The 25,899-nt window shown below is 49.1% G+C and carries 25 protein-coding genes; 8 read left to right on the top strand and 17 right to left on the bottom strand.

Going from position 1 to position 25,899, the window contains the following annotated elements; translation table 11 throughout:
- The first annotated feature begins 100 nt into the window (after positions 1-100).
- Positions 101-553, top strand: a complete 453-nt coding sequence (locus tag ACYVEA_RS19165) for a response regulator (RefSeq protein WP_461115036.1) — start codon at positions 101-103, stop codon at positions 551-553.
- A gap of 329 nt (positions 554-882) precedes the next feature.
- On the opposite strand, the gene ACYVEA_RS19170 is transcribed toward ACYVEA_RS19165, so the two are convergent.
- Complete coding sequence (locus ACYVEA_RS19170) at positions 883-1,218, bottom strand: winged helix-turn-helix transcriptional regulator (protein ID WP_461115037.1); 336 nt, start codon at positions 1,216-1,218, stop codon at positions 883-885.
- Positions 1,219-1,512: 294 nt separating this feature from the next.
- Between ACYVEA_RS19170 and ACYVEA_RS19175 the strand changes: the two genes are divergently transcribed.
- The 4 genes from ACYVEA_RS19175 to ACYVEA_RS19190 all read left to right on the top strand — a co-directional run bounded on the left by ACYVEA_RS19175 (position 1,513) and on the right by ACYVEA_RS19190 (position 5,596).
- Positions 1,513-1,698, top strand: coding sequence for a hypothetical protein (locus tag ACYVEA_RS19175; RefSeq protein ID WP_461115038.1), 186 nt, complete (start codon positions 1,513-1,515; stop codon positions 1,696-1,698).
- A 118-nt stretch (positions 1,699-1,816) separates the two neighbouring features.
- Positions 1,817-2,170 carry a hypothetical protein gene (locus ACYVEA_RS19180; protein ID WP_461115039.1) on the top strand — a complete coding sequence of 118 codons (354 nt, stop codon included), beginning with the start codon at positions 1,817-1,819 and terminating at the stop codon, positions 2,168-2,170.
- The gene (locus ACYVEA_RS19185) at positions 2,103-5,030 is read left to right on the top strand and encodes a choice-of-anchor Q domain-containing protein (RefSeq protein ID WP_461115040.1); all 2,928 of its coding nucleotides are present in this window, start codon (positions 2,103-2,105) and stop codon (positions 5,028-5,030) included. Before ACYVEA_RS19180 ends, ACYVEA_RS19185 begins: the two co-directional genes overlap by 68 nt.
- 356 nt (positions 5,031-5,386) lie before the next feature.
- Complete coding sequence (locus tag ACYVEA_RS19190; protein ID WP_461115041.1) at positions 5,387-5,596, top strand: hypothetical protein; 210 nt, start codon at positions 5,387-5,389, stop codon at positions 5,594-5,596.
- Positions 5,597-5,806: 210 nt separating this feature from the next.
- Here ACYVEA_RS19190 and ACYVEA_RS19195 read toward each other — a convergent pair whose 3' ends face one another.
- Positions 5,807-6,025, bottom strand: coding sequence for a hypothetical protein (locus ACYVEA_RS19195; protein ID WP_461115042.1), 219 nt, complete (start codon positions 6,023-6,025; stop codon positions 5,807-5,809).
- A 208-nt stretch (positions 6,026-6,233) separates the two neighbouring features.
- Here ACYVEA_RS19195 and ACYVEA_RS19200 point away from each other — a divergent pair, with 208 nt between their 5' ends.
- Both ACYVEA_RS19200 and ACYVEA_RS19205 read left to right on the top strand, forming a co-directional pair.
- A complete protein-coding gene (locus ACYVEA_RS19200) occupies positions 6,234-6,632 on the top strand; it encodes a hypothetical protein (RefSeq protein ID WP_461115043.1) in 399 nt (132 codons plus the stop codon).
- Between the two features lie 521 nt (positions 6,633-7,153).
- Positions 7,154-7,291, top strand: coding sequence for a hypothetical protein (locus ACYVEA_RS19205; protein ID WP_461115044.1), 138 nt, complete (start codon positions 7,154-7,156; stop codon positions 7,289-7,291).
- Positions 7,292-7,572: 281 nt separating this feature from the next.
- Here the strand turns inward: ACYVEA_RS19205 and ACYVEA_RS19210 are convergent, their stop codons facing one another.
- Together ACYVEA_RS19210 and ACYVEA_RS19215 are read right to left on the bottom strand one after the other, a co-directional pair.
- Positions 7,573-8,877, bottom strand: coding sequence for a phage integrase SAM-like domain-containing protein (locus ACYVEA_RS19210; RefSeq protein WP_461115045.1), 1,305 nt, complete (start codon positions 8,875-8,877; stop codon positions 7,573-7,575).
- A gap of 129 nt (positions 8,878-9,006) precedes the next feature.
- A complete protein-coding gene (locus tag ACYVEA_RS19215) occupies positions 9,007-10,341 on the bottom strand; it encodes a hypothetical protein (protein WP_461115046.1) in 1,335 nt (444 codons plus the stop codon).
- Positions 10,342-10,626: 285 nt separating this feature from the next.
- Between ACYVEA_RS19215 and ACYVEA_RS19220 the strand changes: the two genes are divergently transcribed.
- On the top strand, positions 10,627-10,947 hold the full coding sequence (locus tag ACYVEA_RS19220) for a helix-turn-helix domain-containing protein (protein ID WP_461115047.1): 321 nt from the start codon (positions 10,627-10,629) through the stop codon (positions 10,945-10,947).
- A gap of 109 nt (positions 10,948-11,056) precedes the next feature.
- On the opposite strand, the gene ACYVEA_RS19225 is transcribed toward ACYVEA_RS19220, so the two are convergent.
- From ACYVEA_RS19225 to ACYVEA_RS19285, 13 genes are all read right to left on the bottom strand, one after another.
- A complete protein-coding gene (locus ACYVEA_RS19225) occupies positions 11,057-12,835 on the bottom strand; it encodes a restriction endonuclease (protein ID WP_461115048.1) in 1,779 nt (592 codons plus the stop codon).
- Between the two features lie 171 nt (positions 12,836-13,006).
- Entirely contained in the window at positions 13,007-13,696 is a 690-nt protein-coding gene (locus tag ACYVEA_RS19230; RefSeq protein ID WP_461115049.1) for a hypothetical protein, read from the bottom strand.
- A 244-nt stretch (positions 13,697-13,940) separates the two neighbouring features.
- Entirely contained in the window at positions 13,941-15,983 is a 2,043-nt protein-coding gene (locus tag ACYVEA_RS19235; RefSeq protein WP_461115050.1) for a hypothetical protein, read from the bottom strand.
- 40 nt (positions 15,984-16,023) lie between these two features.
- Positions 16,024-17,502, bottom strand: coding sequence for a terminase large subunit (locus ACYVEA_RS19240; protein WP_461115051.1), 1,479 nt, complete (start codon positions 17,500-17,502; stop codon positions 16,024-16,026).
- On the bottom strand, positions 17,483-18,028 hold the full coding sequence (locus ACYVEA_RS19245; RefSeq protein WP_461115052.1) for a helix-turn-helix domain-containing protein: 546 nt from the start codon (positions 18,026-18,028) through the stop codon (positions 17,483-17,485). The genes ACYVEA_RS19240 and ACYVEA_RS19245 overlap by 20 nt, the downstream gene beginning before the upstream one ends.
- A gap of 48 nt (positions 18,029-18,076) precedes the next feature.
- The gene (locus tag ACYVEA_RS19250) at positions 18,077-18,616 is read right to left on the bottom strand and encodes a hypothetical protein (protein ID WP_461115053.1); all 540 of its coding nucleotides are present in this window, start codon (positions 18,614-18,616) and stop codon (positions 18,077-18,079) included.
- Positions 18,617-18,651: 35 nt separating this feature from the next.
- On the bottom strand, positions 18,652-19,128 hold the full coding sequence (locus tag ACYVEA_RS19255; RefSeq protein WP_461115054.1) for a hypothetical protein: 477 nt from the start codon (positions 19,126-19,128) through the stop codon (positions 18,652-18,654).
- Positions 19,125-20,393 (bottom strand): BT4734/BF3469 family protein, encoded by a 1,269-nt coding sequence (locus ACYVEA_RS19260; protein ID WP_461115055.1) that lies wholly within the window; start codon positions 20,391-20,393, stop codon positions 19,125-19,127. The genes ACYVEA_RS19255 and ACYVEA_RS19260 overlap by 4 nt, the downstream gene beginning before the upstream one ends.
- A gap of 104 nt (positions 20,394-20,497) precedes the next feature.
- Positions 20,498-21,745, bottom strand: coding sequence for an AAA family ATPase (locus ACYVEA_RS19265; protein WP_461115056.1), 1,248 nt, complete (start codon positions 21,743-21,745; stop codon positions 20,498-20,500).
- 53 nt (positions 21,746-21,798) lie between these two features.
- Positions 21,799-22,296, bottom strand: a complete 498-nt coding sequence (locus ACYVEA_RS19270; RefSeq protein ID WP_461115057.1) for a hypothetical protein — start codon at positions 22,294-22,296, stop codon at positions 21,799-21,801.
- Positions 22,293-22,652, bottom strand: coding sequence for a hypothetical protein (locus ACYVEA_RS19275; protein ID WP_461115058.1), 360 nt, complete (start codon positions 22,650-22,652; stop codon positions 22,293-22,295). The genes ACYVEA_RS19270 and ACYVEA_RS19275 overlap by 4 nt, the downstream gene beginning before the upstream one ends.
- A gap of 118 nt (positions 22,653-22,770) precedes the next feature.
- Entirely contained in the window at positions 22,771-24,129 is a 1,359-nt protein-coding gene (locus tag ACYVEA_RS19280; protein WP_461115059.1) for a hypothetical protein, read from the bottom strand.
- A gap of 4 nt (positions 24,130-24,133) precedes the next feature.
- The gene (locus ACYVEA_RS19285) at positions 24,134-25,495 is read right to left on the bottom strand and encodes a site-specific integrase (RefSeq protein WP_461115060.1); all 1,362 of its coding nucleotides are present in this window, start codon (positions 25,493-25,495) and stop codon (positions 24,134-24,136) included.
- Positions 25,496-25,899: the final 404 nt, after the last annotated feature.

The following is a 25,899-nucleotide window of genomic DNA, read 5'->3' on the forward strand; positions in this document are numbered from 1 at the left end:
CTAAATACTACTAAATCTATGTAGTTACATTGAATTAATTGTATGCCGCCCTTGTTGGACAGACAATACAAGCCTCTTCAACAAACAAGTCGTTTTTTCTATGATTGTCGACTACGCCCGTAGCCGTCCAAACAAATCGCTGCCTCTTTTAGTGGTAGAAGATAACAAGGATCACCAACTCCTGATTGCCTACTCCTTACAAGCGGGAATACCTCGTGTCCGCCCCGTTTTTGCTAAAAGCCCTGAGGAGGCACTCACTCATTTGAATTGCACCCAAAGTGACTCTAATGACTTTCCGCGCTTGATTTTGCTGGATTTGTTTTTGCCTGATCCAACTCAAGGCTGGCAGTTATTAACCCAACTGCGAGGTCGATATCCTCGGTTGCCGGTCATTATTTTAAGTAGTCATCAAGATCAAGCTATCGTGAACAAAGCGTATGAGCTAGGTGCACACTCCTTTTTGAGCAAGCCCATAGGCCTTGACAACTGGGAGCACTGCTTCCGAATCTTGAATGAGTATTGGTTAAATGTTGTCACCTTGCCTTCCAGGTAGTCGTTTTAGGCATTGTATCTTGATGGATGCAAGATTTTCCACTGCCTGTGGACGGTCTATGTCAGCCACTAGCTTTAGCCAGCCATAGGCAACCAGGTCTAACAAATGCGCTGTCGTATCGGTACGGAGTAGCAGTCGAGCCTTAATTAGTCTTTTGGCCTGTGTAACTACATAGTACGAAGGCATACCAACTTTTGCAACCGCCACGGGTGTTATGATAGGCCAGGTGAAAGGGAAACAAAATTCCGATTTTGTAGCCCAATGTTGGTTAGCCACCTGATGGATACAGGGCGCTTGCAGGGCTGCCATAAGGGGCATAGTCAGCCCCTTTAAATCAAAAAAGCCTCAACCGCCAGGACGAGCCGATCAAGAATTGGCATTATTTGCTGAGCTTTCTGCGTCAGCCTGTATTCAACCCGGGGAGGCCTTTCGGGGAAGGCCTCTTTTTGTACGAAGCCTAGGGCGACTAATTCGTTCAGTTCAGTCATGAGTACTTTCTCACTGGTTTGGGGCATCGCACGGCGTAAGTCCCCATACCGACGTGTTCTCTCGGCCAGGAGGTAGATGATTTGGAGTCGCCATTTGCCGGTAACAATAGTCAGCGTTTTCTTAAAAACTAGCCGGGCCCACTCATCCGGCTGTTGACTACTAACTACTTTGTGCATAATCAAATGTAGTGTTTTTCCCGTCGGCAAGGGTCACGGTTGAAACCTGACGCATTGAAATTTTAAAACGAGGTTTAGGCTGACCTCGATCAAATCTAAGCAAGATACTTACCATCAAAATAGTACGGTATCTCCGTACCGTTCAAAAGTTACTTACCTGCAAAGGGGTACGGAGATTCCATACCCCTTGCAGATGCGTTGTAGCTACCATGTAGGTCCACCAATTCCGTATAACTATGACTAAATAATAAGGGGCTAATTAAGAATTAAAGGGCGTAGACAACATTCGTACGAATGTGGGTAACCCCCTGCTATCCCGATTTAACCAAAGCCGAACTCCGTCTGCTGGCCCTCTTGAAAATCCAGATTGACAGCTCGCAGAGGAGCCGGGTGCTGAGCATCTCACCCGAATCATTCCCTAAAACCCGGTATCGTCTCCGCAAAAAAAACGGGGCATTTAAGCGTATGCTCCGCGGCTAACCCTACTGAGTGAGCCGTAAGACGCTTCATAGTCCACTGACTAACAATGGCTTATATCGTTGTCCACGCGTTTGTCCACGCTCGATAATAGGACCTGGGCTATAACACCCCTACTTTCATGAATCCCAACAAACGGGGGGAGCCAGGAGACGTTCATTTGTTAGGTTTATCAACCGCTTATTTTCTCAAAGTCATTGATGAAATCCATTCCCGACCAACCAAAAGTGCGCTGGCGACCTATCCCCCCAACGGTAAGCTACGGGTAGGTCACCGGTTCAACCCAAGTTTGATATCGGGGTCTTTACGCAACGATCCGGACGGTGATCCGTGGCTAATCTACCGGTGTCTTTATCCAAAAAACGCCACCAACAGGTTTCGGTGGCTTACTCAATCAACCAACTCCTATGTATTCTCCTCTACGTTTGGTTCGTATTTCCTTACCCCTGTCGCTTGTCCCGCGATGGCCCCGTAGGCGCCTGATGGGGCTAGTAGTGTTGCTCTTTATCGGGAGCGCTCCACTCAGCCAGGCCCAGACCATCCGCTACGTGACCCAGAGTGGCAATGGTTCACAAACCGGTGAATCCTGGGCCAATGCCTTTTCGGGAAGCCAGCTGCAGGCGGTCATCAATGGGGCCCCGGCGGGCGGTCAGGTCTGGGTGGCCAGGGGCACCTATAAGCCGACTACGGGACTAGACCGATCGGTCAATTTCTCCATGAAAGAAGGCGTCGCCATCTACGGTGGGTTTCGAGGCACAGAAACCAGCCTGAGCCAGCGACCAGATGTTAACCCCATCACGGGCCAGCCCTCCAGTACGACCCTCAGTGGAGACCTGGGCACGCCAGGCGATAAGGCCGATAATAGCTATCATATCATTATTAGTGACAATGTATCGGCGTCTTCGATACTCGATGGCTTTGTTTTAGCCGGTGGTAACGCCCCTACGCGAGCATCTGACCGGGCCTATCTGGGTGGAGGGGGGGGCGGGATGCTCATTACCGGAGGAGTTCCTCAGATAACCAACTGTGCGTTTGTCAACAACGCCTGTCAAGACGATGCTATTGGGGGAGCCCTTTTAATCCGGGGCGACGAGATTGAGTTTGGGGCAGTCGCGCAACCCCGGCTAACCAATTGCCTGTTTGAAAATAATGTAGCCCTCAGAGGAGGGGCGGTGGCCAATGCGAATCAAACTACGGGTAGCAGTAAGGCTTTTTTCATTAACTGCATTTTCGATGGCAACGTGGCCAATCGGGGGGGAGCCATGTACAATGATGGCGCGGGGGGGGTGGCCGATCCTCAATTGATCAATTGCTCGTTGCTCAACAACTCGGCGATCGAATTTGCCGGATATGAATTTGCCGTTGTCGGGCCATCTGGCGGAGCCATGTATAATTCGGGTGGATTTAGTCCGAGTCGGCCTGTGTTAACCAACTGCTCGTTACTAAATAATTCAGCAGCCAATCGTGGTGGAGCTATCTTTACGGCCGAGTACACAATGACCTTAATCAACTGTGTACTCTGGGGCAACGGTGGATCAAATACCATTGGCTATTTTTTTACGGCCTCTAACGTAGTAGCGACAAACTGTTTGTTTGAAAGTTCAGAAACCGACTACGTTGGCACGAACTGCCTGACCACCGATACGTCCCCCTTTGCGGGTACCACGACAACCATGCTGGCGGCCACCTCGCCAGCGATCAATACGGGTTTAAACTCAGCGTCTGCGCTGGTAGGTATCACAACCGATCTGGTAGGCAATCCCCGCGTCAATAATTGTATAGTCGACATGGGCGCCTACGAGTTTCAGAGCACCGCGAGCATTACCCGGCAACCCGTCAGCAGTTCCACCGTGTGTACGGGCACATCCGTCGTGGTTTCGGTGGCCACGACCGGACAGGTGAGTGCTTATCAGTGGTACAGGGATGGAACAGTGATCACTAATCAGACCTCGGCCACACTCACGCTGCCCAGTACGACTACGGCGAACATGGGTCGTTACAACGTAGTGGTCACGGCTGGCTGTAGCAGTCTTACCTCCACCGCCTTTAGCCTGACGGTGACGCCATCAAGCCCTGACTACCAGCCCTTAGTCGATCTCTATAACAGCACCAACGGGGCGAACTGGGTCAATAAAACTAACTGGCTGACGGGCTGTACGCCCTGCGGCTGGTATGGCGTCACCTGCACCAACGGCCGGGTGACGGGGCTTAATCTGATCAATAATAACCTCGTCGGTACCCTGCCCGCCAGCCTCTCAGTCCTGACCACCCTGCAAAGCCTCGAACTGGGGGCTAATGCCCTCACCGGCGGTATTCCCACCGGCATAAGCAACCTGACGGCTCTGCAAACCCTCAACCTCAGCCGCACCCAGCTCGGTGGTACGATCCCGGCCAGTCTGGGCCAGCTCACCCAATTACAGAACCTGCTGCTCAATGAGAGTGCGCTTACCGGTACCCTGCCTGCCAGCTTGGGCAGTCTCAGCCAACTCCAGAACCTGCAACTCTATACCAACCAGCTGAGCGGCTGCTTTCCGGGTAGCTATACGGCTCTGTGCGGACGGGCCCAGATTAGCTTTACGGGCAACCCTAACCTGCCCGGTGGGGGCGACTTCGGGGCTTTCTGTAGCAATGGCACCGGCAGTGAGCTGGTCATCAGCCAGGCTCCCAGCTCGGCGACGGCCTGCGTGGGCAGCCCCTTCAGCTTCTCGTTCGTGGCTCAGGGGGCCGCCAGCTACCAGTGGTACAAAGACGGTCAGCGACTGGCCGAGTCGGGCCCAGTGCTGAGCTTTTCGTCGGTGAGTGGGGCCGATGCCGGTACGTATCAGGTCTACATCAACTACGCCTGCCGACCTGGTGCGGTTCAGTCGGATTACTTTACGCTGACGGTCCGCTCGGATGGCGCCTGTCCGGTCTCCGACCTGGTGCCGTTGCTGTATGTAAGCCCTGGCCTGGTGTATGGACCCAGCTCGGTGAGCGTGATCGTGTCGGTAGTCAATGTGGGCGCCCTGGCCACCAATGGCCCTATCAACCTACGAATCAGCCGGGACCCGATGCTACAATTAAGTTTACCGGCCAGTGCCACGACGGTGGGATCTCGGACGGTTCAGAACGCGCAATGGTCACTCGACAGCAGCGATCCTGATGTCTACGTGCTGCGCACGAGTCAGGTGATTGGATCGGGTAGTCAGCTTTCGGTGGGGCTGGTGGGCAGCCTGGTGGTGGGCAATACGCGGGGTCAGTTGAGTGTGAGTGCCGTAGTGGAGGGTGGCAGTGGGGGGGAGGTGCGCATCACCAATAACGTGGACGCCGAGAAGATGGACTATTTTAACAAGTAAGGGGCCTCAGCGCCAGCCGGTCAAGCTGCTTAACCCCTCAGGTATAATACATTTAGTTTCCTTTCTTTTTTAAGCCCGGACCGCGTTGGTCCGGGCATTTTTTGTTTTAGGCAAGGGGTTCGCATTAGCGCTTACTGATGGGGCATTCTATCACCTGATGACCCTACACAACGGGTGCTTACACCATCTGTGTATTCATCCTAAATACCGTTTTCGGCGGTATTTTATAGGTTTTGAAAGTCTTTTGTAAAATCTAGGCAAGTTTGGTGTGGGTCGGTTGTAGCTACACTGTAGGCTATGCCTTTAGCATTACATGAAAGACATCTATCTTTAGACCTAAATAAAGACATGGTAGTATGAGCCGAGATGACATTGAACTAGCCATTTTTGATGCCGTTGACCCAGCTACGCCAAACGGATCATGGCGGCGACAGACGGTTGATTTGGCCTGGCAGCTTGACCAGATGGGTGCCCTAACACAACATGATATCGAGCAAATGCGACAGTCAAGGGATCGGATGCCGCATGAGATTGATCGTTTTGTCGGCCAACAGGGTCACGGTTGATTCGCGGTTCTTTTGGTTTTTACCGTTGCGGGTTCAACCCTGTTACACCCTGTTTTGTATCCCTGGCGTAGCACTGTTTGGGTACAGCTTGCCCCTTGGGAACCCCTTGTAAAGTGGCTTAAATACTAGTGCCTAACCTCCCTGGACAACAATCCCGTCCCGAAGGTAACCTACCAGGCTGGATGATGAATGGATAATTTCCGCTCGCGTTTAAAGTAGGCCGTATTCGTGTTTGAAGCGGTCAACCTCAAATTGCAGTGTTAGTAGTCGCTGATCAATCACCTGCATCCTATGCAGCAAGACGATACCCCTACCCATCTGTTCTTCTCGTTTCGCTATAGCGGTGTGTCGTTGTTCAGTGATTAGCTGGTTGGTAAGTTCCATTCTGATAAGAGCCTCCGATACGTGCTCTTTTTTTTGCTTTTCCATAAAGGTTGAATCTACTGTCAAGTAAGGTACAACCTAGTAATCAGCAAACAAGGATGACCAAATAAGTTAACTCAAGACTCCCATTTAATAAATAGGCACGCTAAGACCAATAGTGTGTTTATTTACATTTTATCTATTTATCTAACTATTTATATATTTATATTGTGGTTAGGCAATATAGCTTTGTCGCGTAAATAACTTTTAATCAATGGAGCCAAGCCGGGTTCAAGCCGTTCTCAAGCGTTTTACAGGCGCTGTACGTAGTGTGTGGCGCATTTCGGCCTGGGTCATTGTCTACGCCCTCAAAGCCAGAAAAAAACCGGCCCTTTTTTTGTACAGCAGTGATACATTCTCCTACTGGATATGGCGATGGCGGTGGCGGTGGAACCTAAGTGAGCACCAGTGGGAGGTTGTCAAGCTAAAAGCCTACTGCCCAGTTTGCCAGACTCCCTTGACGGAGTTTTCCACTGCCTATGGCACTGTGCTTATCTGCCCCCTGAAAGGCCGGGAGCATGGCGGCTTTAGTAGTGATTTGAACCAATCGGCAAACGTACGACAGTTGATTCGACAAAAGGCCAGCAAGTTATATGACTTAACTAAGCTATGAGGTGGGTGTCAACCAAGTCAGTAGGCACTCTGAAACGGTCAGGTGAATTGGCAGCTGACAAATTAGCTCAATTCTTCGGTTCTTAACCGCCCTTTGTGGTAAATCCATACAGGCAAGAGATGGACATTACCAATTACCTTACCTACACCAGGCTTACCAACAAAGGCCAGACATGGCCGGACTTCCTTTTGTCTCACGGATCGTGTAGCCTTTTAGGGGGCCAACTAAGCTACTTACGGATGGCTTTCGTTTTGTTTCCAATAGATAGTTTAAACTATAATTTGTTTACAATGTGACCTGATAGGTAATAACTAGTCTAGTGTAGTATGGAAATAAAAACTTTTTCACTCCTTGACAAACCCTGGGTATGGGTAGTCTTCGCTATAACGGTCTTTGTGACTCTCGCTCTTAGCTGGATATGGGCGCTGGTGCGTTAGCTAAAGCTGTCTTTATCTTTTGCTGATGTTGATAACATGTTTTCGACTGGCTAGTTGTCAGTAGTAACCTTAAACAAAAGCAACATGCCAGATTCAGAAGAAACCAAGACAACGACCACCAAAACCACGACCGTCAAGACTGATTCCGAGGAGAACGGGAAGGAACAACCGGGTGGCCCAGTAACGACCACCAAGACGGAGAAAAGTGAGGATGATCAGTAAAAAGCAGTAACACATCAAAAAGGCCCGGTTTACCTTCTTGGCAAACCGGGCCTTATCCCCATTCTTAACCAGAGTTTACTCTTGATTCAACCGCCGAGCATAATAGCCTAAGAGTGTTACTTTTAAAGGATATCTTATTGTTTAAGCAGCGTGGCTAACTGAGAAAAAGCCCCGCGCTAGGAATAGGCGGGGCAACAGCCCTTAGGCTGGTTTTGTGGCGCTAGGAGGCTTTGTTGTTTTTGTGGACACGAATGAAGGGTTGCTCTTGAGTGGTAGGCAGTTCAGGATTCCCCCCTTTTAGGAATGTTATTTACAAACCCGGCTACAATCGCAACCGGGTTATTTACGTAGCGCCGGGCATAACTCGCATTGGACCAGCCTCCCATTTCTGATAATTGGAGGCTATTGGCTCCATCAATCACACGTTGCGTTAAACCCGAATCCCGACCATGCCCGAACTGCAAGCCAATCAAATTGCCTTCTTCGTCCCGTAAATCGGCTTCTTCTGCAATCTCCTTAAGTGCCTTACTAAATACCGAACTATGTCGATAGTACAATCCCTTGACACCGCCCCATTTCTCAATCAAGCGCTTGGCCCGCTCGGTCACATTTACCGTTTGTTTCAGGTTAGTGCCTTGCTGCTTGCTTCGGGGATGCTGAATAAACTCGATTCCTTTCCGGGTAATAAACTTGATGGTGGGTAGCTTCATATAATCGGCGTAGTGCAGGCATAGCTCCCCGGCCACTAACCAGCTATCACAAACGTGGCGCAAGTGATGCGGCAAAGGACAGGTCTCTAAGTCATCAAGCTGCTCTTTGGTTAATGGTTTCGGATTCGCCACGGAGCCACCCCGACACGCAAAATCCCGAACAGGGTTAAAACCAACGTACCCTTTACTCAAGCTATAGCCCATCAGCATTTTAAGTAGCGAAATAACCTTATTGATGGTCGCTGGATTGTAGCGCTCTCCACTGGGCTTACGCTGCTTATTGAGCCACTCTTTTAGGTCGGTAGCGAAGCTATACATGATAGCTCGCACTGGCATTTGACTGCGCTTGATATACACCAGATAGCCCTGTATGAGCGACCAGCGCTTGGGATAAGTCTCGTAAGTAGCCAGTGATATTTGATCAATGGTGCGCTTCTTCTGATCACGCTCAACCATATCCCGCCGGGCAGTCATAAACTCGTCATAGACCCTGGCCAAAGTAATGAGTTTACCGCTGGGGTCATCACTTCGCACTACGTTCATGACCGCCTGCCCGTCAATAGGTTGATCCATCCGCAATAGTGTCTCGTGAGCCGATTCAATTCGACCCTGGTAATTGCCCAACGCTTTGATTAATTCCCGACTGTCGAAGGGGATGGGGTCAGACTGGCGACCTTTCCACGTTTCATAAAACGTCTTTATACCTGTCGCATAAGGGCCGTACTTATTGTCTCCAATAGTAAGGCGCGCATCAATAACACTATCGTGATCTACTTTGGCGTCAGGCGTTCCTAATGGGGCTTTTTTTCTAGCTCTCGCCTTTCGGCATTCAAATTGCACATCAATTGTGCTGTCGGGTCGGTGATACTTGTACATATTGAAAAAGGAATTATGCCCAATCTGCGTTGAGCGTTAGACAAAAGAGAATACACTAGTTTTATATGGACTGGAGTAATCAACGTCACTAACTACTCCAGTCCATTTGGTGTATGAAAAAAAAATTGGTTACGCTTCGGGTGTTGGCTCACTTGGGGCTGTATTAGATTCTGGCTCTTCTGTTTCGGGGCACGTAAAGACGGAGTACTCCTCAATAAAAGCCGCCTTGCGGGTCAATAGCCGTTTAAGGGAGGACTCAACACTGCTTACGTATGCAGCGGGACGATCCTGATAAGTAGACCTGAGGAAGCTATCGTTAGCAACCTCCGTTATTGCCTGGGTCAGCCGGGCCAGTATGTCCTGTAGCTTACTGTATTCCTCATGGGCAAAGAAGGCCTCTTCCGTTTCGTCAAGTGTGATTTTTCGGTAGACCTCCTTTAGCTTATCCCGCGCAGCTTCATCCAGAATAGAGCGAACCAGTTCAACATCTGATTCGCCTGCATCCCCCAAATAAAGCGTCAGGTCAATATAGGGAAGTGCCTGGGGTAGTTTCTGTTCGTGCTCGTACCGGATGGCCTTGCTTTGGTGGGAATCCAGAAGTCCTTGATAAACCGTTGCCTGATGCTCCAGGGCCACAATCCGTTTGCCCTGCGTCTCTAGCATCGTTGTGTTGTTGGCGTCTATCTTTTCATAATTAGCCAAAATTTTGGCCTGCAACCGACCCATGTTTTGCAGAATGCTTACCCACTCCTGTAGGTGATCGATGTCGGTACAGGCGCGGGGGTCATTGGCCAGTACCGGGTCGGTATCAGCCTGGGGATCGCTCAGCGCCAGGCGCGGGGTATCAAACAAATAATCCGATATTCTCGGTTTTTCGTAGGTGCCTACTTGCCGGGCGGCCGTTTCGATTACCTTCATCAGGTCCATCCGCAGGGCCGTATAAGCCACCATTTGATTGATATCCTCTTCGATCTTTTTGCCGTCCTCGCTTCGGGAAAAGGCATAGAATATCTTCTCAATGGCAGAAAGCAGGCTTTTGGTGCGCTGAGTATCCCGGATTTGCCACACCAGAAAGGCCGGTAGCTCTAGGGTAATGGGGTCAACAGCTTGTCCCCGCGCTCCCTCAATACTAAAGGGTATTGGTTGATCTGGTTCCACCAGGATCGCTTGCAGCGATTCATCCTGAAGGCTTTCGATTTGGGGGTGTTGGGCCAGGTAAGCAAGCGCCCGGCTTAACTGGTCGGGCTGGTAGCTCCCGGAATTGACTAACGTCGCAATAAGCGTCTTTCCGCTATCGGGCAGCCCGTTGAACAGTACCAGTTCATCGAAGGTGAAGGCATTGGCCGAAAGCGTTGGCTTTGCCGCTGGCATGTCTTTTTCGACACCTGACCCTGTGTTTTGAGCCGTTGGCTCAGGATTGTTTGCAAGGGAATCCCCTTCCCCGTACTTTTGTCCGGTCATCATTTGATTGTAGAGATTAAATGGTTGATACTTGACCCCTCCGCTGATGTTTTCCAAGGACGCAAGCGAAGGGGTTTACTGTTTTTTGATCAATCAGACTCAATGTACTGTCCAGCGGGCAACCTTACCGGTACTATATCGCTTTTTCCATTACTGATTGTGTTAACAAATGTATAATACTGTGGACTACAATGCAACAGTTTAGAGAAGAAAATTTCCACAGTTTAATACTAATCTTGCATAATAGGTCCAAAGTATTAACTTTGACTAATCTAAAGACCCATACTTATGTTACCCTTTGCTGAGCGCATCCGTACAGCCTTTAGCGAGCTTCAGACCTCTCCCCATCGCTTTGCTAATCAGCATGGATTAAACCGGTCTTCAGTATTTAACATCCTAAATGGTGAACGACGACCTAGTTTTGATCTAGTCGAACGTATATGCGCCGTAGAGCCCCGTATATCGGCCGAATACCTGCTCAGGGGTGAAGGTGACCCCTTACGTAATTTAAGCGCTCCTGCGGCCTTAAACACGGTCCAGCAGCTACGGCAGTTTCAGGTGCAGATGAATGAGTTTGTCGAAAGCAAAATAAAAGAACTGGAGGGCTAAGCCGCCTTTCTCATAGAGTGGGTTAGTAAAAACCCGGTACTGCTAGTGCCGGGTCTTTTTGTAAAGTATATCACGCAAGAGACTTGATAGTTAATTTTGTAATAGGCATTTATGCCACCCTGTTTTGCTTAGCTTCTTTAATGTTGATCCGTGCTGCATGACCATGTTTTTCTAATAAATACAGAAGGTTGGCTCCGTTTAATAGTGTAATCGGCTTGCCTTTGGCAAAGTCATAAGAATCTGAGCCATAATCAGTAGTTGTTACGAGAATACCCTTTGTCGCACCTTCATTCATAATAGTTCCATATAGATCACGAACGGCAGACACGCCTACTGTGTTAGTGTACCTTTTAGCCTGAATGACGATTTTTCCACCACGAATAGGGTCAGGGTCAAAGGCAATAGCATCAACACCACCATCACGGCTAGCTTGGGTGATTTTTACCTCTCCTCCACCCGAATTAAATTCTTTGGCGAATACTTCACGAATTAAGTGTTCAAAGTCTTGCCAATCCATTGTTGCCAAGTTAACTGAGCTATCTAATGTGTGCGCTACATCATAGTGTTCAACAAAGCGCCGATCGCCCCGTTCGATTTTTATGATAGGCTGAACAGCCGTGATACCGCTCAACTTGCTGCTGCCAACCCCTTTTAAGTTTTTGAAGCAGGCTTTAGGATCGACGTGTTGAAGCTCTATGCCTAAAAATTCTTCTTTTCGTACTTGGATAGAGACAATACAGGTATTGACCCTTTTGCCAACAGCTTTGTCTAGCGTGTTGACCCAACCATTGAAGTTTACCGCTGTCAAGGCCTCGGCTTTGTCTGCTTCGAATAACTCATGTATGCTTCGCAGCACGATCTGATAGATTACATTATCGTATTTTTTTGTGACCTGTGTTTCAGACAAATGGTATTCCTTAAACTCCTGCTTAGTTGCGTTGTATTTGACCTCCTGTAGCGTAGGCAAATCATCAATAGCTGGCAGGGTAAATTCAACAACTAGAATTCCATTATCGGGATTATAATCTAGCTCATAGTTCTTTGGAAAGGATTCTGGATATAATGAGTTATTAAGGACAATCTCGCAGTACTCCATAACCGCGGCAGGCGCTTTATTATAATAATCAGCCTGTAGTTGATCTACACTGGCATTGTCCAATTCCTGCTGAGCCTCAAATTCTTTTCGCAGTTGCTCCCACTCACTAGTTTCTTTCACTATTTGAGCATCAATCTGGTCCCGTTGATGCTTAAAAACAACCATGGCTGCTTCATAACTCTCAGCGAGCTCTTTGTTCTTTTGTTCAATCGCTTCCTTTTTTGACTGCCATAGAGAGTAGGCCATTTCATACTCTTGCTGAGCAATGGCCCGCTTTTTATTGCCGAATGGCTTAATAACTTTATCCAGAAAAAGAAGGTCAGGCTCTATATAGAATGGCTCTTTAGGTATTGCCTGATATGTTGGTTGCATTGGCACTTTTAGCCTGGCAACCCGTAATGCTAATGAATTTTGCGGATGTGGAGTAGAAAACGTAGCATGGCTCTTGAGTGAGTTCCAGTTAACCGTATCATCAATACCTAACGTAAAAAGTAATATCTCATCAACATCTTGCAGAGCCTGTTTGGCATGCTTGGTTTGCATTTCAGCTTGCTTTAACCCTGCTTCTTTGGTGTAGATAATATTATTCTTAGCTTGAAGCTTATCCCATTTATCTCTCAGCTTCTCGACATAAGCATCAACTTTATTTTTAAGAACATAACCATTTGAGCCAAAGATTAATCGAAACTCATTCAATTCAGGGTGGCGAACCTCTGCATACGGTCTTGTTGATCGAACTCCATAATCTTCAAAATATTGGACGTTCAAGGCATCACTAAAATTAGCTTTCATTGATTTTACAGCGCTACGTGGAAGGTTGGAAAACAACTGTTGGGATAAAGTAACTTATAGCGCTAAGCTAACGGTTTAACTTTTAGCGTTTCATAAATGCGAGACACTAGCCTCTGCAAACCCCTACCGTCATGGGTATATTTCGTTTGACGAAATTGTCTGTGATTGAGCTTACTTATTCAATAACTGCTTGCAGAAGTCAGGAGCCAAACTGAACAAAGTCATTTCTAAGTGGTAGATTTCCGTGTCAGTAAAATGGCTCTTTAACTTGTGAAGCAGTTCCAGGTAGGTAGTGTAAGTGGCATCACGCGCTACTTTATCCCACTTGCGGTTACCAACCAATTCCTGAATGGGGTAGGCTTTGGCAAAAGCTTGTATGGTTTTATTTTGGCTAGGAACGTATTGAAAAAAGACGGGCTTAGTCGACCCTATCGTCATTTGAACCGCATTCAAACTGACGGCTACCCGTGCATCATAGATGGCGTATTGAGTGCAATTTACTACGGAGAGAATTTTGGAATAGCTCGCCACGCCTTTTAATGGCCTTGCATCGTTCTCAATCTGATTTAAATGAGCCTGTAAAGTTACAGAGTGGTTTCCTCGAACCCCGCCCCAGTCAGCCACGATCCATTTGGCTAGTTTCGCTTTTTCTTCAGCATCAGCCTTCGACCAAGACTCCGTTAGATAATGCTTCAACGCAATACACTCCTCAAGATTACCTGACTTTGGGTGCCACTTAAAGGTAGAAAGCCCCTCTCTCGCTTTAGCACCAACTGGCCAGTTGTAGGTGCTATCTAGCTGAGGAAGGTGTTGAGCGAAGAATTGAATAAATGACTCGGATAGGAGTTGCAAGTCAGCCATGTGGATTGTCGCTTCTCAGGTTAGGCAACAAAGAATACAAATACCTTTCATTCCTACTTTCAGATTTACTAAACGGTCATAAAAAAGCCCCGAATCGACAAGAATTCAGGGCGAATAAAAAAAAGGCATACATACAAAAGCGGCTCCCCACCGTTGAAGAGCCGCCTGCTATTTTAACAACGTTACTTTAATTCCGCCGAACCTGTGGCCCTATTGAGTTAGTGGCTAGCGGCAACGCATCTCGTTAAAAGTAGGGCACGACGTTCAATCGGCAGGGCTGTCCGGGTGAATAATTCTCAATCTGGTTGAGGTAGAAATAGCAATCGGATATATCCAGCGACCCGGCCCGAACCTGCGTCAATCGAATAGGTACAGTAAGATCCAGCGTCGATATGTCTTCGGGACGCAAATACACCGGTACCGAGAGCGAGCGGGGCCGACGAAGAACCCGTTTCAAACCTGAGAAATAGCGCTGAATCAGGGTTTGTTCCCGTTGGAAGGTGGCCACCCGGTCAAAGGCCAGCGTGAAGCGATTCTCCAGCGTTTCCAGGCCCACCGGCCGTTCGCCCCACCAGGCCCCGGTTAGGATCACATTCTCGTTTCTAACCGTGTTTTCTTCCGTGAGCCGGTTGGCCTGTACTTCCAGAGTTTTGCCCGCTTCAATTAGAATCAGTCTGGGGGTAGTGGCCGTGCGGGTCAGGGTTTTTTCGGTGCCCGTGCCCGAGAGAATGCGGGTGATGATCTGAACGGGATTGCCATAATCGGCAATACTCTTGCCCGATGGCAGACAGGCCGCAAAGGGCAGGGTGAACAGCTCCGCCGTAGCGGGCAAATTGGCCGCCCCACTGCGGACCAATCCGTCCCCAAAGGGAGACACCTTATCCAGCTCTTTCCACTTCAGGCTGTTGGCCTGGCCATAAGGTTCGAGGGTGGCACTTAGCTCGGGTTCTTCGGACTCTTCTACCCTTGTTGACCAGTCTACCGCTTCCGCCGTTTTGGCAATCACCGAGTCCAGGGTAATCAGTCGAACGGTCTTTTTGACCTCATCTACCTGAAGCGTAGCCGAGCTTATCAGGGCAATGGTTTTGAGCAGGTCACTACAACTCAGATCGGGCAGATTTCTGGCTACTGGCCAGTAGTCGCTATTGCGAACAGACGCATCAGGGGAAAACTCGGCCCACATCGTTTGGGGATTGATGGGAAAAAACTGGTGCGACTGCGCAAACGTTGTCCGTTTGTTGTAGGTAAAGCGAATGGTGACCTGGTCCCCTTTTTTGACGTTGACGAACTCGTCCAGTTTGATATAGTCTATTTTAGTGCCGGAAGGGTTGTAAGGCCCCGACACCGACCAGTATTCCTGGGCCATATTCTGACCGTTGACCAGAACCTGAAGCGTGGCCTCCACCGCGCCAAACTGCACATCGACTGAGAATTCCTGGTAGGCCTGCACATGCAGCCGCATGGCCGTATCGGGAATGTAGGCATTCAGGAGGGTGTTGAAATTATTCTGCTTGCCATCCGTCCAGCCGTGCTCAATTTCATTATCCACCGTATACGAGACAGGATTAAAATCAATTTCCTTGTTGGTATAGTAAGGCGGATTTTCCGGAGTAGTGCGCGGGCCGACGGTAACCCTGGCTGACCGATCCTCCACCCACTGCCCATCTCGGCTCTTAGGTTCATCATCCACGAAGGGCAGGGCCAGGCGCTTAATTAAATCCTCATCTAGCCAGCCCCCTGAAGCGTGGTAGCCGGTTTCTAAAAGCATTTGGCGAATAAGGGTATGAACATACACCGCGGGGAAAATGCTATCCGCGGCAAAGGCTTTGCCGTCAAAGCTGCCGTAATCGATAACCGGGTACACCGCGCCCACGGTGGCACCTGCCAGGGATGAAATAGTAGAGAGATTCCACGGATGATCAAAGCGGGAAAGGTCCAGATCCCGCAGCGATTTATTCCCCAGTGCTTCAAACAGGTCTTTGGTGGCTTGTATCAGGTCGACCTTCCAGCCTGCCGAAAAGCTTTTGAGCTTGGCAAATCCCGAAAAGATCAACTCCCCCTCTTCGTAGAGTTGAGCAGACGGGTTCTCATAAGGGTAGCGGCCGCCCGCGTCGACCTGTTCGGCGTTTTCGAGTAGATCCCGAAGGAGCAGGGTATCAGGTAGTTGAAAGGTCAGGGCGTAGTTCGCCGAAAGTTTATCGGGTTTGGTCAGATCATTGACCTGAAAGTTGAGGACGGGGGCTACCTCGGCGACCCACGTATCATTTAAATAAAGTCCATCGTTCATCTGAGCTGTCTGTTTAGAAATTAATGATTGGTGTATTGCCTTAGCGCCAGGTGAGCCGGGGCGTTTTAGCGGGAATCTTGGTGGTTCTGTAGCCCCGACTGACGGGTTGATCGTACTTGGTATAGACTGCGCTTCGAACGGCGTCCAGGGCGTGATTGTAGGCGTCAATAGGCGTATTCGTTGCTATGCCGTTCGCCATGAGCCACTGGTAGTTTCTCACTTCCCGTTTGATGTTCAGACTCCGTTTGGTGTAGTGGACGGTGTACTCGCTGAGCTTCTGAATCCCGGCAATCACCGAGCCCGGCCCTTTGGTGCACCCCTTGATGTTAAGCCCGTGCAGCCAGTCGCCAGACGACGCCGTTACCCCGCGACTTAACTCTTCAATGCTCTTTGGTTCGGCCGAATCGGCAATGACTTCCTCGTACTGCGTTACACCGGCTAAATGCGCCCGCTGCAAAATATCGGGATTGGTCAGGCCCGTGGCATAAACCAGCTCGTCGAGGTACATATCGGGCCCACTAATGCCAATCCTGATCAGCGTGGTGGGGTCGTTGGTATAGCCAAAGTCAATGCCGTAGAACTGCACATCACAGTGCGGGAAGTCTTCGACCTCGATCCAGTCCGGAAACACCATGGCCTCGGTAGACGGGCGTGGGTCCTGTTGGTAGAGCGAATTAAAGCTAAACGGGCTGTTGCGCCGAATCTCTTCCATCCGTTCCAGGGAGTGACGTTCAGGCCACAATGCAGCGCCCACCGCGCGGGGATCATAGGGCACGATGTCCGCAGTCTTCAGGGCGGGAAAGCTGATCACCTCCCAACCCGTGGGATTCGACTCCGAACGATACCCGTCACGCTCCAGAAAGCGCCCGGCCGGGTCATCCTCATCCCAGCGCGTGGTGACGTAGAGAATCTGACTCTGGTTGTGAAAGCGGGTTTCGACTACATCGACTATCCAGTCCCAGGTATTCTCCCGGATGGTGAGCGACTGGGCTTCCTGTCGGTCTTTCAAGAGATCATCCAGTATGGCCACATCCACCGGATCGCCCGTCAGGGGCCCCTGCCTGCCAACAGTCTTGAGCGACCCGGCAAAGCCTACCAGTTCAAACTGCTCGGTGGTGCGGGCAATGGCTTCGTCTTTGGCCGAGGCTAGTCTAACCTGGGGAAACAAAGCCTGGTAGCGTGGACTCGTCAAGCGCTGCTGGATTTCCCGGTTGAACTTCTTGGCTTTGGACGCTGAGTAGCTCAGCACCGCCATACGCAGGTTGGGATTCAGCCCAAATAGATACGGGGGCAGGGAGCGAGTGGCGACTTCGCTCTTGCCGTTCTGGGGCGGCATGAACACCATCAGGCGGGTAAACTCTTTCTTGGCGAAGCGTTGCAGGCGATCGCAGATCACTTCGTGAAACCAGGTCATCTGGTAGTCGGGTTTGATCTGGGGTACGAACCGGGCAAAGTCCCTACGGGCCATCTCCCGGCGTACCTGCTCGATGCGGATCAGATCAGGGCTCAGTGTTTCCACGATTCAGTTTGGTTTCCAGGTCAGCTAGTAACTGGGCAAGTTGGGCGTCGCTCAGCGCACCCAGTTCCGAAGTCTCTAACTTGCCTGAGTGAGCCACTTCTACCTTATCGCGCCACTTGGCAGGCTGGCGATTCTTGAGCCAGTTCAGAGCCGCGCCTGCATCGGGTGGCAGGTGCTTGGTAACGATTTTCTTCTTGTAGGCATCGGTCGTTATCAAAGCGTCGGGTGTCGCTTCCAGCATCTTTTTATCGTCTACCTTCTCAAAGGTTGTTTCGGTATACTCATAGCCCACCGCCCGTTTATAGAAGCCTTCAGCTACGTTGGCATCGGCTACTTTTTTTCCTTCTAGGACTCCCCGCAAAAAATCAGGATACTTGTTTTTCCAGTTGTCCAGTGTACGGATAGTTACGCCAAAGTTGGCAGCTAGTTCCTCATCGGTTGCGCCCTCCAGCAGGCAATACTTACGAGCCTGTTCGGCGAACTCGGGCTTGTACTTGGTGGGGGCTCCTCGTGGTTTAGTTTCCATAGTAATTGTACTGATTATCAGATAGTAAGATACAAAATAAGGGTTGTTTTAGCAAGGAATAGGGACGAGTCGTATCCGGTCATCGGGCTGCCAGTAATCGAACGAGAACGACGTATCCTGAGGGCTCCCGTATAGTGCCAGGGCAACCATGGCGGAGGCCATTGCTTCGTAGAGTATGGTGATGTGACTAATCGGGGTTGGCTCGTGGTCCAGACTCACCGAGAAGCCAAAAGCTCCAAAGCCAATAGCATGCGTATGCGTCTGGTAGTAGGTGAACTCGCGTTGCAAATCCAGGAGTTTTTCTTTACTGGCCCGGCGTTCCTGCTCGACACTTATCTCGTGGCCGGGTTTGTACAGGAGTCGGGCAATGATGGTAGGAGTCGGGTCATTGGGTTCGGTGATCTCGACCAGATAGACTTCCGTTTTGTCGTGATGCAAATACTCCTCCAGCCGGGCAGCAAACAGCGACTCGACAAAGGTGAAGGCGGCTTTACGGGCTGTCAGCAAGTTCTCGTGCGTAAAGAACGTGCGGGTAATGGGAGCGGTCGAGTGGTTATGGCAGACCAGGTACGCGGGGGTCGTGTTCATAATTTGGTTTGTTTGGAGTTATATTGAATGAGAGATTACCTGGGGATAAAAAAGTTAATGGTGGCTAAGCCGATGGGCACAAACACATCAATCAGCCTGCCGTCCAGGGTAGTGACCACCGTGTTGAGCTTGTTGATGGCAATGGCCGGTGTGGGTAGGTAGCCCCGCTCGACCATTTCCCGCAGGCAATAATAGTCCTGACCATTTTTGTGAAACAGGGCGGTATCCGAGCGGAACGTGGTTAATCGGAAGCCACCTTCTTCAAAGCTATTCAGGTGCGCCAGGCGTTTCTGGTCACTTCTAGACATGGGTGGGCAGTGTAGGATAATGCCCAATTCCTCGCAATCGATGCGCTGACCGGCTTTTAAGCGACAAAGAATGACGGCCTGCTCAGGCTGATTTACGCCGGCAAAAATGCGACTACTGCGTGCCCAATGCCGAGCAACGTCTGGGGCTGTTACCTCGACCCACAATAGGGAGGCCCCTGCGCTTGATAGATGAGTCTGTGTCATGATTGTTGCTTAGGGGGCAGCGAGGCAAGGCCCAATTGATTGAAGGGTGGATGCTTTCGCTGCCACTCGAAGAATGTGAGTTCTTTAATTCTGGGCACAGCACCGGCGTGGCTTGGTTCGTCCCATTCGGCGGGGTAACTATCAACCGGCTTTACATGAAGGCGTTCCAATTGCGATTCATCAGGCTTGAAAATAGGGCTTCGGCAAGCTATTGGCTCAGTAGCGGCAGCGGCAGTGATCGGGGGTATTTCAATGGTGCCAACTGCCAAAGTGCCTATAGGGGGTTTGGCAGTTGGCAGTATCGTTTTAGCGTAAAAAGGCTGGGCGGTTCGGTAGCTTTCGCGATCGGGTTTTGCTTCTGGATAAACAGGACTGGTGAGCCCGTAGCGTACTCCATCGCGAATTGTCTTCTGAGATTTGCTGAATGTTGGCCATTCGCTAGCTACCGTCTCCAGGGCATAAACAGCGGTCTGCTCATCTATGCGCCCAGCGGCAACGAATCCACCCGCTAACTTGGACGCCTTCAACAACGTGGCGTGTCGCTCGCCCTCGCCTGCGCTTTTGGTGAAGCGAACCAATTGGGCTAAGAGTTGGCCTTCATCTTCCCCATCGGCGCGGCTGTAATCGACCACACGGGGCTTTGGTGGGGGTGGTGTGTAAGTGCCAACCATTACCGTAGCATCTTCCTGGACGTGGGGATCTGCATCGTAGCTGACAAAGCGCAAATCCGTTGGATTGCCACCCTTGGTCGTATCCAGTTTTACGCCGAGCTTATGACTGAAGAGCTTTTGTAGATAGCGAAAGTGAGCAGCTAGCGTCTCGGGTGTTTGTTCATCCGGCAGCCGTACCACAAACCAGAGTCCTCCCCGAACCGAATAGGCGCAAAGCAACACGTAGGGCAAGCGGGTAAGGTGCTTTTTGAGTTCAGCCATATTGATACCTGGATTATCTTTCTTGTCTACATCCCCCATCAATAGCGGCCACTGCTGACGAATCTTCTGGCTAAAACTGGTGTCACGTCGGCGGTGGTGGAGCCAGGCAACGGGGGTAAAAGCGGGTAGCTGTTTTTTCAATGTATCCTGAATCGTCTTGTCGGATTCGGCGCGGATAGCTTCGATCGGATCGCGATAAAACTTGGTTGTGCCCATGCGTCGTAGGGTGGTCTGCTGAGCAGGCACATTGCCGAATGTATCCCGCTGGTGGTCGTACTCAAAATAGCTGATGGGTACGTCTAACAGGGTAGGGCGAAAGGCTTGAGTTTCCATACTGCTAACTGCTAAAAAAGGTGCCAAACGGTTTTTGGCAGGATGATTTGATACTGCCAACTGCCAAAGGCTATATAAGGGGTTTGGCAGTTGGCACCTTCGTTTCACTCGATTGGAGAAAGTTTAAAAAACTGGTTGCGACCCTCTTTGTAATCAGTCAATCGGACGGCCAGACCCTCCTCATCGTACATCGCAGGCTGTTCGTCCATGATGCATTTGAGTCGTTCGCGAATGGTTGCGTTCTTCGCCCCAAACTCGGACGTTAGTACTGCCCAGACTTCGTTTTTAGCGAGTGGACCTTCTGACAACAGCGTCACTAATCGATCGGCGATGTCCTCGGTATCGGCTTTGTGTTTGCGGTGGTTGACGTGATTGGCGATGGCTTCACTACCCGCCAATTGTAGGCCATTGGACTCTTTGCAGAATTGAAGAAACAGCGGTTCGGGTTTCTTGCCCCGTCGCAGTTTTAAGTACCGCAGTTTAATCAGGTCCGTATCATTGCCATTGGCGTCTTTCTCCAGCCCGATTTGTAAAACGGTACTGGCTTTATTGGCGGCTTCGGTACCGGTATGGCCTCTAGCTTTTTCCGTGCCGGGATTCTGGTGGATGACCAGCAAAAACGTTGCATCGTAGTTGTCGCAGAGGTTGCCCAGGAAATCAAACAACTTCATTGATTCTTTGGGGTCGTTAAAGTCGCCTATGGCATCGGTAACGACATCAATCAAACAGAACAGGTGTAGGCTCGTCTGGGCGCGAACGTGGTGTATAAACGTTTCGATGGCTTTGAAGCGATCTTTCCGTTCTTCGCCTTTTATGGAAGTAAACCGGAAGTGCTCAGGGGTTTGGTCCAACCGGTACCCCGCCCGTAGTTTAATACCCTGAACGGCGTAAGGTAATTCCTCGGTCAGGTTGCGTTCTGTGTCGATGTAGCACACACAAAAGCGTTCAAGCATGGCTTTTTTGAACTCCAGATACTGCGGATCATCATTGTCATTGCCCGTAAGCATCAAGGCGGCTAACAACTCAGCCCATCGGGACTTGTGCGAACCAAACGCGCCTTGGATGATATTGATCGTATTGCGTCCAATAACACCCGTATCACCCCGACTAATCAGCGGAGGACTAAAAACTACGGGCTGAGTGGCCGCATAACTCAACATCTGTTCTTTACTCAGTAGCCGGTCCAGAATCGATTGTGGCTTATTTGACTGATTCTGGTGGGGTTGCTCTGTCCGGCTTTGTGCTGGTTCTTCGGTGGTGAAGTCGAAGGCTGCGGACGCGGCTAATTCTTCATCCGACATATCGAAAAATGGCGGCCTGTACGTATCTTTGTCCTGTTCTTCAGTTGTCATGTTGTCAAGATTTTCAACGCCTTCGGTTGCCCCCGAGGGCGTTTTTATGGCGGCTAGGCGAGTGGTAAAGCGGAGAACTGGGCGTTAAACCAGATCATGAACGAGTCGAAGTCCCGAGCGACGTAATAGAGCCCGCCCGCCTTCTGGATGTCGGCTTGCATCTGCCGCTGGGCATCACTCATTCGGTCAGCCCCTACTTTTATTTCCAGCGAGAGGTGCAGCCCGTTAATGACGGCATGGATGTCCGCAGTGCCCTTACGCGTCGTTCCGTAAGTGTACATTCCTTTTCTACCACCGGCGCCCGGCCGGTACTGGCCTTGTGATTGAATACGAGTAGCAAAGCCACCAGAGAACTTAATAAAATCCAGAATGCATCGTGTTAATCCATTCGCTGTTCTGTCTTCGTATTTGGGCTTTGGTCGAAAGCTGGCCGGAACGTTGGGATAGCGGGTAGCAAGGTATAATTCCTTAAGCGCTACAAGTTGTTTGAGAGCTGTTGATTCGGTCTTTGATAACCGCTCCTTGGGGTAGGTAATAAGGTGCTGTCTCATACGCGCGCACCTCCTCTTTTACCTAGCTGACGGTTGAACTGTTCTTCAGCTTGCTGATCGATTAGGGCAGTGCTACTCAGTTGACGAGTCTGAGAGCGAAGCCAGTTCAGAACAAGCGCCTTTTCATATAAGACGCGTTTGCCAAATTTGACAACGCCTGGAATTTCACCTGCTGCCGACTTAATCCGTAGTGTGCTTGCGGGGATACCTGGGCAGGTGCCGCGTAACCAATGGAAATCTCCATATGGTTCGGCGTCAACAAGAGTTGAGGAAGTGTTTGAAGAGCGTTTGAGATCAAGCAACAAACCTTCAATATTGCTTAATCTCTCCGCGAGCTCTTGAAATGGATTAATCATAGCCAGATCGTTTATGTTAGATTCTGGCTACAATAGTATAGCAATAATTTTGGCATTTTGTCCCGATAATCCCGATTAAATAAAATAGTGATTATCGGGATTATCGGGATTTTGAACTCTATTTCACTTTATGAGAGATGCCCTTAAAAGGGTCAAGGTATATAGAGTCAAGGCTGGTTAAGTTATTAGGCTTAAATGGCTTTTCATCAAATTCTATGTTGAATGTGTTTTGATAGACTCGTTTGAAGTCAGGAGCTGAGTAGCTATTTTTTGCTATCCATCCCTTTTGCTGACACACATATGTAAATCCTGCTAAATAAGAGACTCCACTATTTTGTTTTGCCCAAATGATTCTACCGTCTACCTCATCTATATACTTATTTGCGTAGGTCTTCACTATTTGCCAAAAAAACTCCTCCTCACCTAGCCAAATATCTTTAATGTATTGGGGCTTGCCTTTTTTTATGACTTCTTCGGGGCTAGATTTCTCTAACTTACTAGTAGATTGAAGCATCTTATTGAAGTACTCTATTGCTAAACAATCGCCGTAGAGCTTATGCAAGAGAGTACGGCCAACCTCAAATGGTTTATTGCTTTCGTGGCAGAAATGAAACACTTCCAATTCTAGACCTTCTATACTACTAACAGTTTGTGTTTCCTCATTCCAGAAGCTGTAAAACCAATTTTGAATAGGGGCATATGTTTCTGCTAATCGGTTTACATATCCATCTCGGTGTTCTAACAAAATAGATGCCTGCTTATCAGGCTGTTTTCTCACGTCTGTCTTGTACGCTCGTATAAAAGTGTTCAACACCTGATTCTTAGCAAAATCAACCTGATCTTTTACCCATTCGCAATAAATACCTCTTGTTTCACGTATATCTTTTTCACTTATTGATGCCCATAGTGTACGTACAGGAGCGTACATTCTTGGATTTATAACAGCTCCGTTTGGACCTATCTTCTTCTCAATCGTAGCAATCTCATCTAGAAATTTTTGCAGCTTATTAGGCAGAGTTGAAGCAGAAGCCTTTGGAGTCAGGCTCTGTAAACTTTCCAAGTCTGTTAATGAATGCTTGACAACGGATAGAAAATCCTCAAAATAAGCGTCTATCCATGGCTCTTTGGCCGACATCCAGGTACCCGTTGATCCATCTGGAAAAGTTACAGTTGTTCTGGGCGGAGATTTTCTTGATGCCGCAATCTCCAAGAATATTTTTAACTCATTGAGAGCAGAAGAAATTTCTTCAATACTGTCTATTGGTTTTATTACCTCATAAGTTGATTTTATTGCCTCCCATCGATTCAAGAAGTCGTCTTTATTAGACAGGAGAAGGGGCGATAGTCTGTGTAGATTTTCTCTATTGCCAGAGGTATACTTCTTGAACATTTCCCAGTCAGCCGTATTAAGTGGACTAGGTGTTGTTGGGACCAATCTATTTTTGATTGTTTGTAATATTTGAGATCTGTCAAGCATGTCATTATAAATTTTCAAAAGCAGCATCCATTAAATCAGTATCAAAATCAGACAGGTATATCTGCGTCGTTCTCTCGTCGCTGTGACCCATCGCTTCGCTGATTATACCTGTAGCGACTCCTGAACGCTTTAAAGCCATTGCGAAGCTGTGGCGTGGTACATATGTGGTAAGTGGCGTGGCAATGCCAACGGAAGCACCAATGGTTTTAAGATCGACATTGACTTGTCCCATGATTTTACCGCACCGGTTTTGGCGTTGTGTAGGCGTTGTATGTAAAGCCGTACTAAGAATTGGAAATACATAACTGGTTGGGTGAATTGTATCGGGTCGATAGCGGTCGAGGATAGCCAAGGTTTGCGGCATTAACCGAATCGAAAACTTACCCCCGGTCTTCTGGCGGGTGTATGTCAACCTTGGCTTATCATCCAGGTCAGTGCCAATATTTGACCAGCGTAAATTGGCTATATCCACGAAATTGATGCCACCACAATAGTAGGAGAATAGAAATAGGTCTTTTGCGAGTTGTAGGCGCTCCTGCGTATTGCGTAAAGTGGCATACTTCCCTTCATCCTGCGGAGGCTGGTAAGCTTCTATCTTTCGAATGTCCGCTTTGCTGATGGCTCGCTTAGTGGTTTTGGTATCGAATTTGCCAATCTGAAATTTGTTGGTTTCGGCGGTGTTTCGGGCAAAAGGGTAGGAGGTAGGTTTTGAGTAGCCGTTGGCAATGGCTTTATTTAAAACAGCGCGTAAAGTCCGAAACCGAATTGATAAGGTGTTGTCTGTGACATCTTCGCTTCTCATCCTGGTTTCCCACTGGTTGCAGAACTTGACGGTGACAGCATCGAAAGACGCGTCCTGACCTTCGCCTACAAACCGGCGCAACGCGTTCTGTACATCCCGGTACACTCTACGGTTGCCAACATTACCCGTTTTCTCAAACTGATTAATCAGCTCATCGAAGTACTCCAGGAGTTGAAATCTCCGCAGGTCTTTACGCTCATCAATAACCTTGTGAACAATGCTGCTGGCATCATGACGTATATCATTAACCGACAGTGATTCAGCAGCATCTGTAAACCGCTCTTTCCACACGTCTAATGCCTTTTCAAGCGCCTTACGTTTTTCAGTAGGATAGCTCTGCCGGATTTCGTGCTTGTTAGGATTCCAATATTGCGGCTGCAAGCTCAGGCCCGTTGTGATGTGCTTGCGGGTTCCATCTTTGTGAACCCGAACGACAAAAGGGTGTGATCCATCGGCCAGGGTTTTTGATGTCCATAAAACAATCTTAACGCTCGCCTTCTTTTCTCTTATTTTGCCATGCTCCGCCATGCTGATAGGGTTTTGAACGTGCAAACCGGTTTGCATTACGGTTTGCATTTATCAAAAATACAACCAAATCTAACAATAACCAACGGAAACAATATAACGCTTATAGTGTTGAATTGCAGGTATTTATATACAATATTGAAAAGTATAGAGCTATAAGATGTATGCTTTGGGAGCAGGAGGTCGTAGGTTCGAATCCTGCCACCCCGACATTGAAAATCAAGCACTTATCAAAAATGGTAAGTGCTTTTTTCATTTCAGGTACAACGTTAGGTACAACAAAAGTTGTTCTCCTCACTTTTAGGCATAGAAAAAGGGCTGTGACTAGCCTTTATTATTCTCAATAGTCATCTTTCTTTAGGCTATGCATTTTGTTGCCTGTAAGCGGTTATGGCACTATTTGTTATTGATTGTCTTGCATGGCTTTTCCTTTTTCAAGAGGG

The sequence above is a fragment of the Spirosoma jeollabukense genome, from assembly GCF_054777855.1.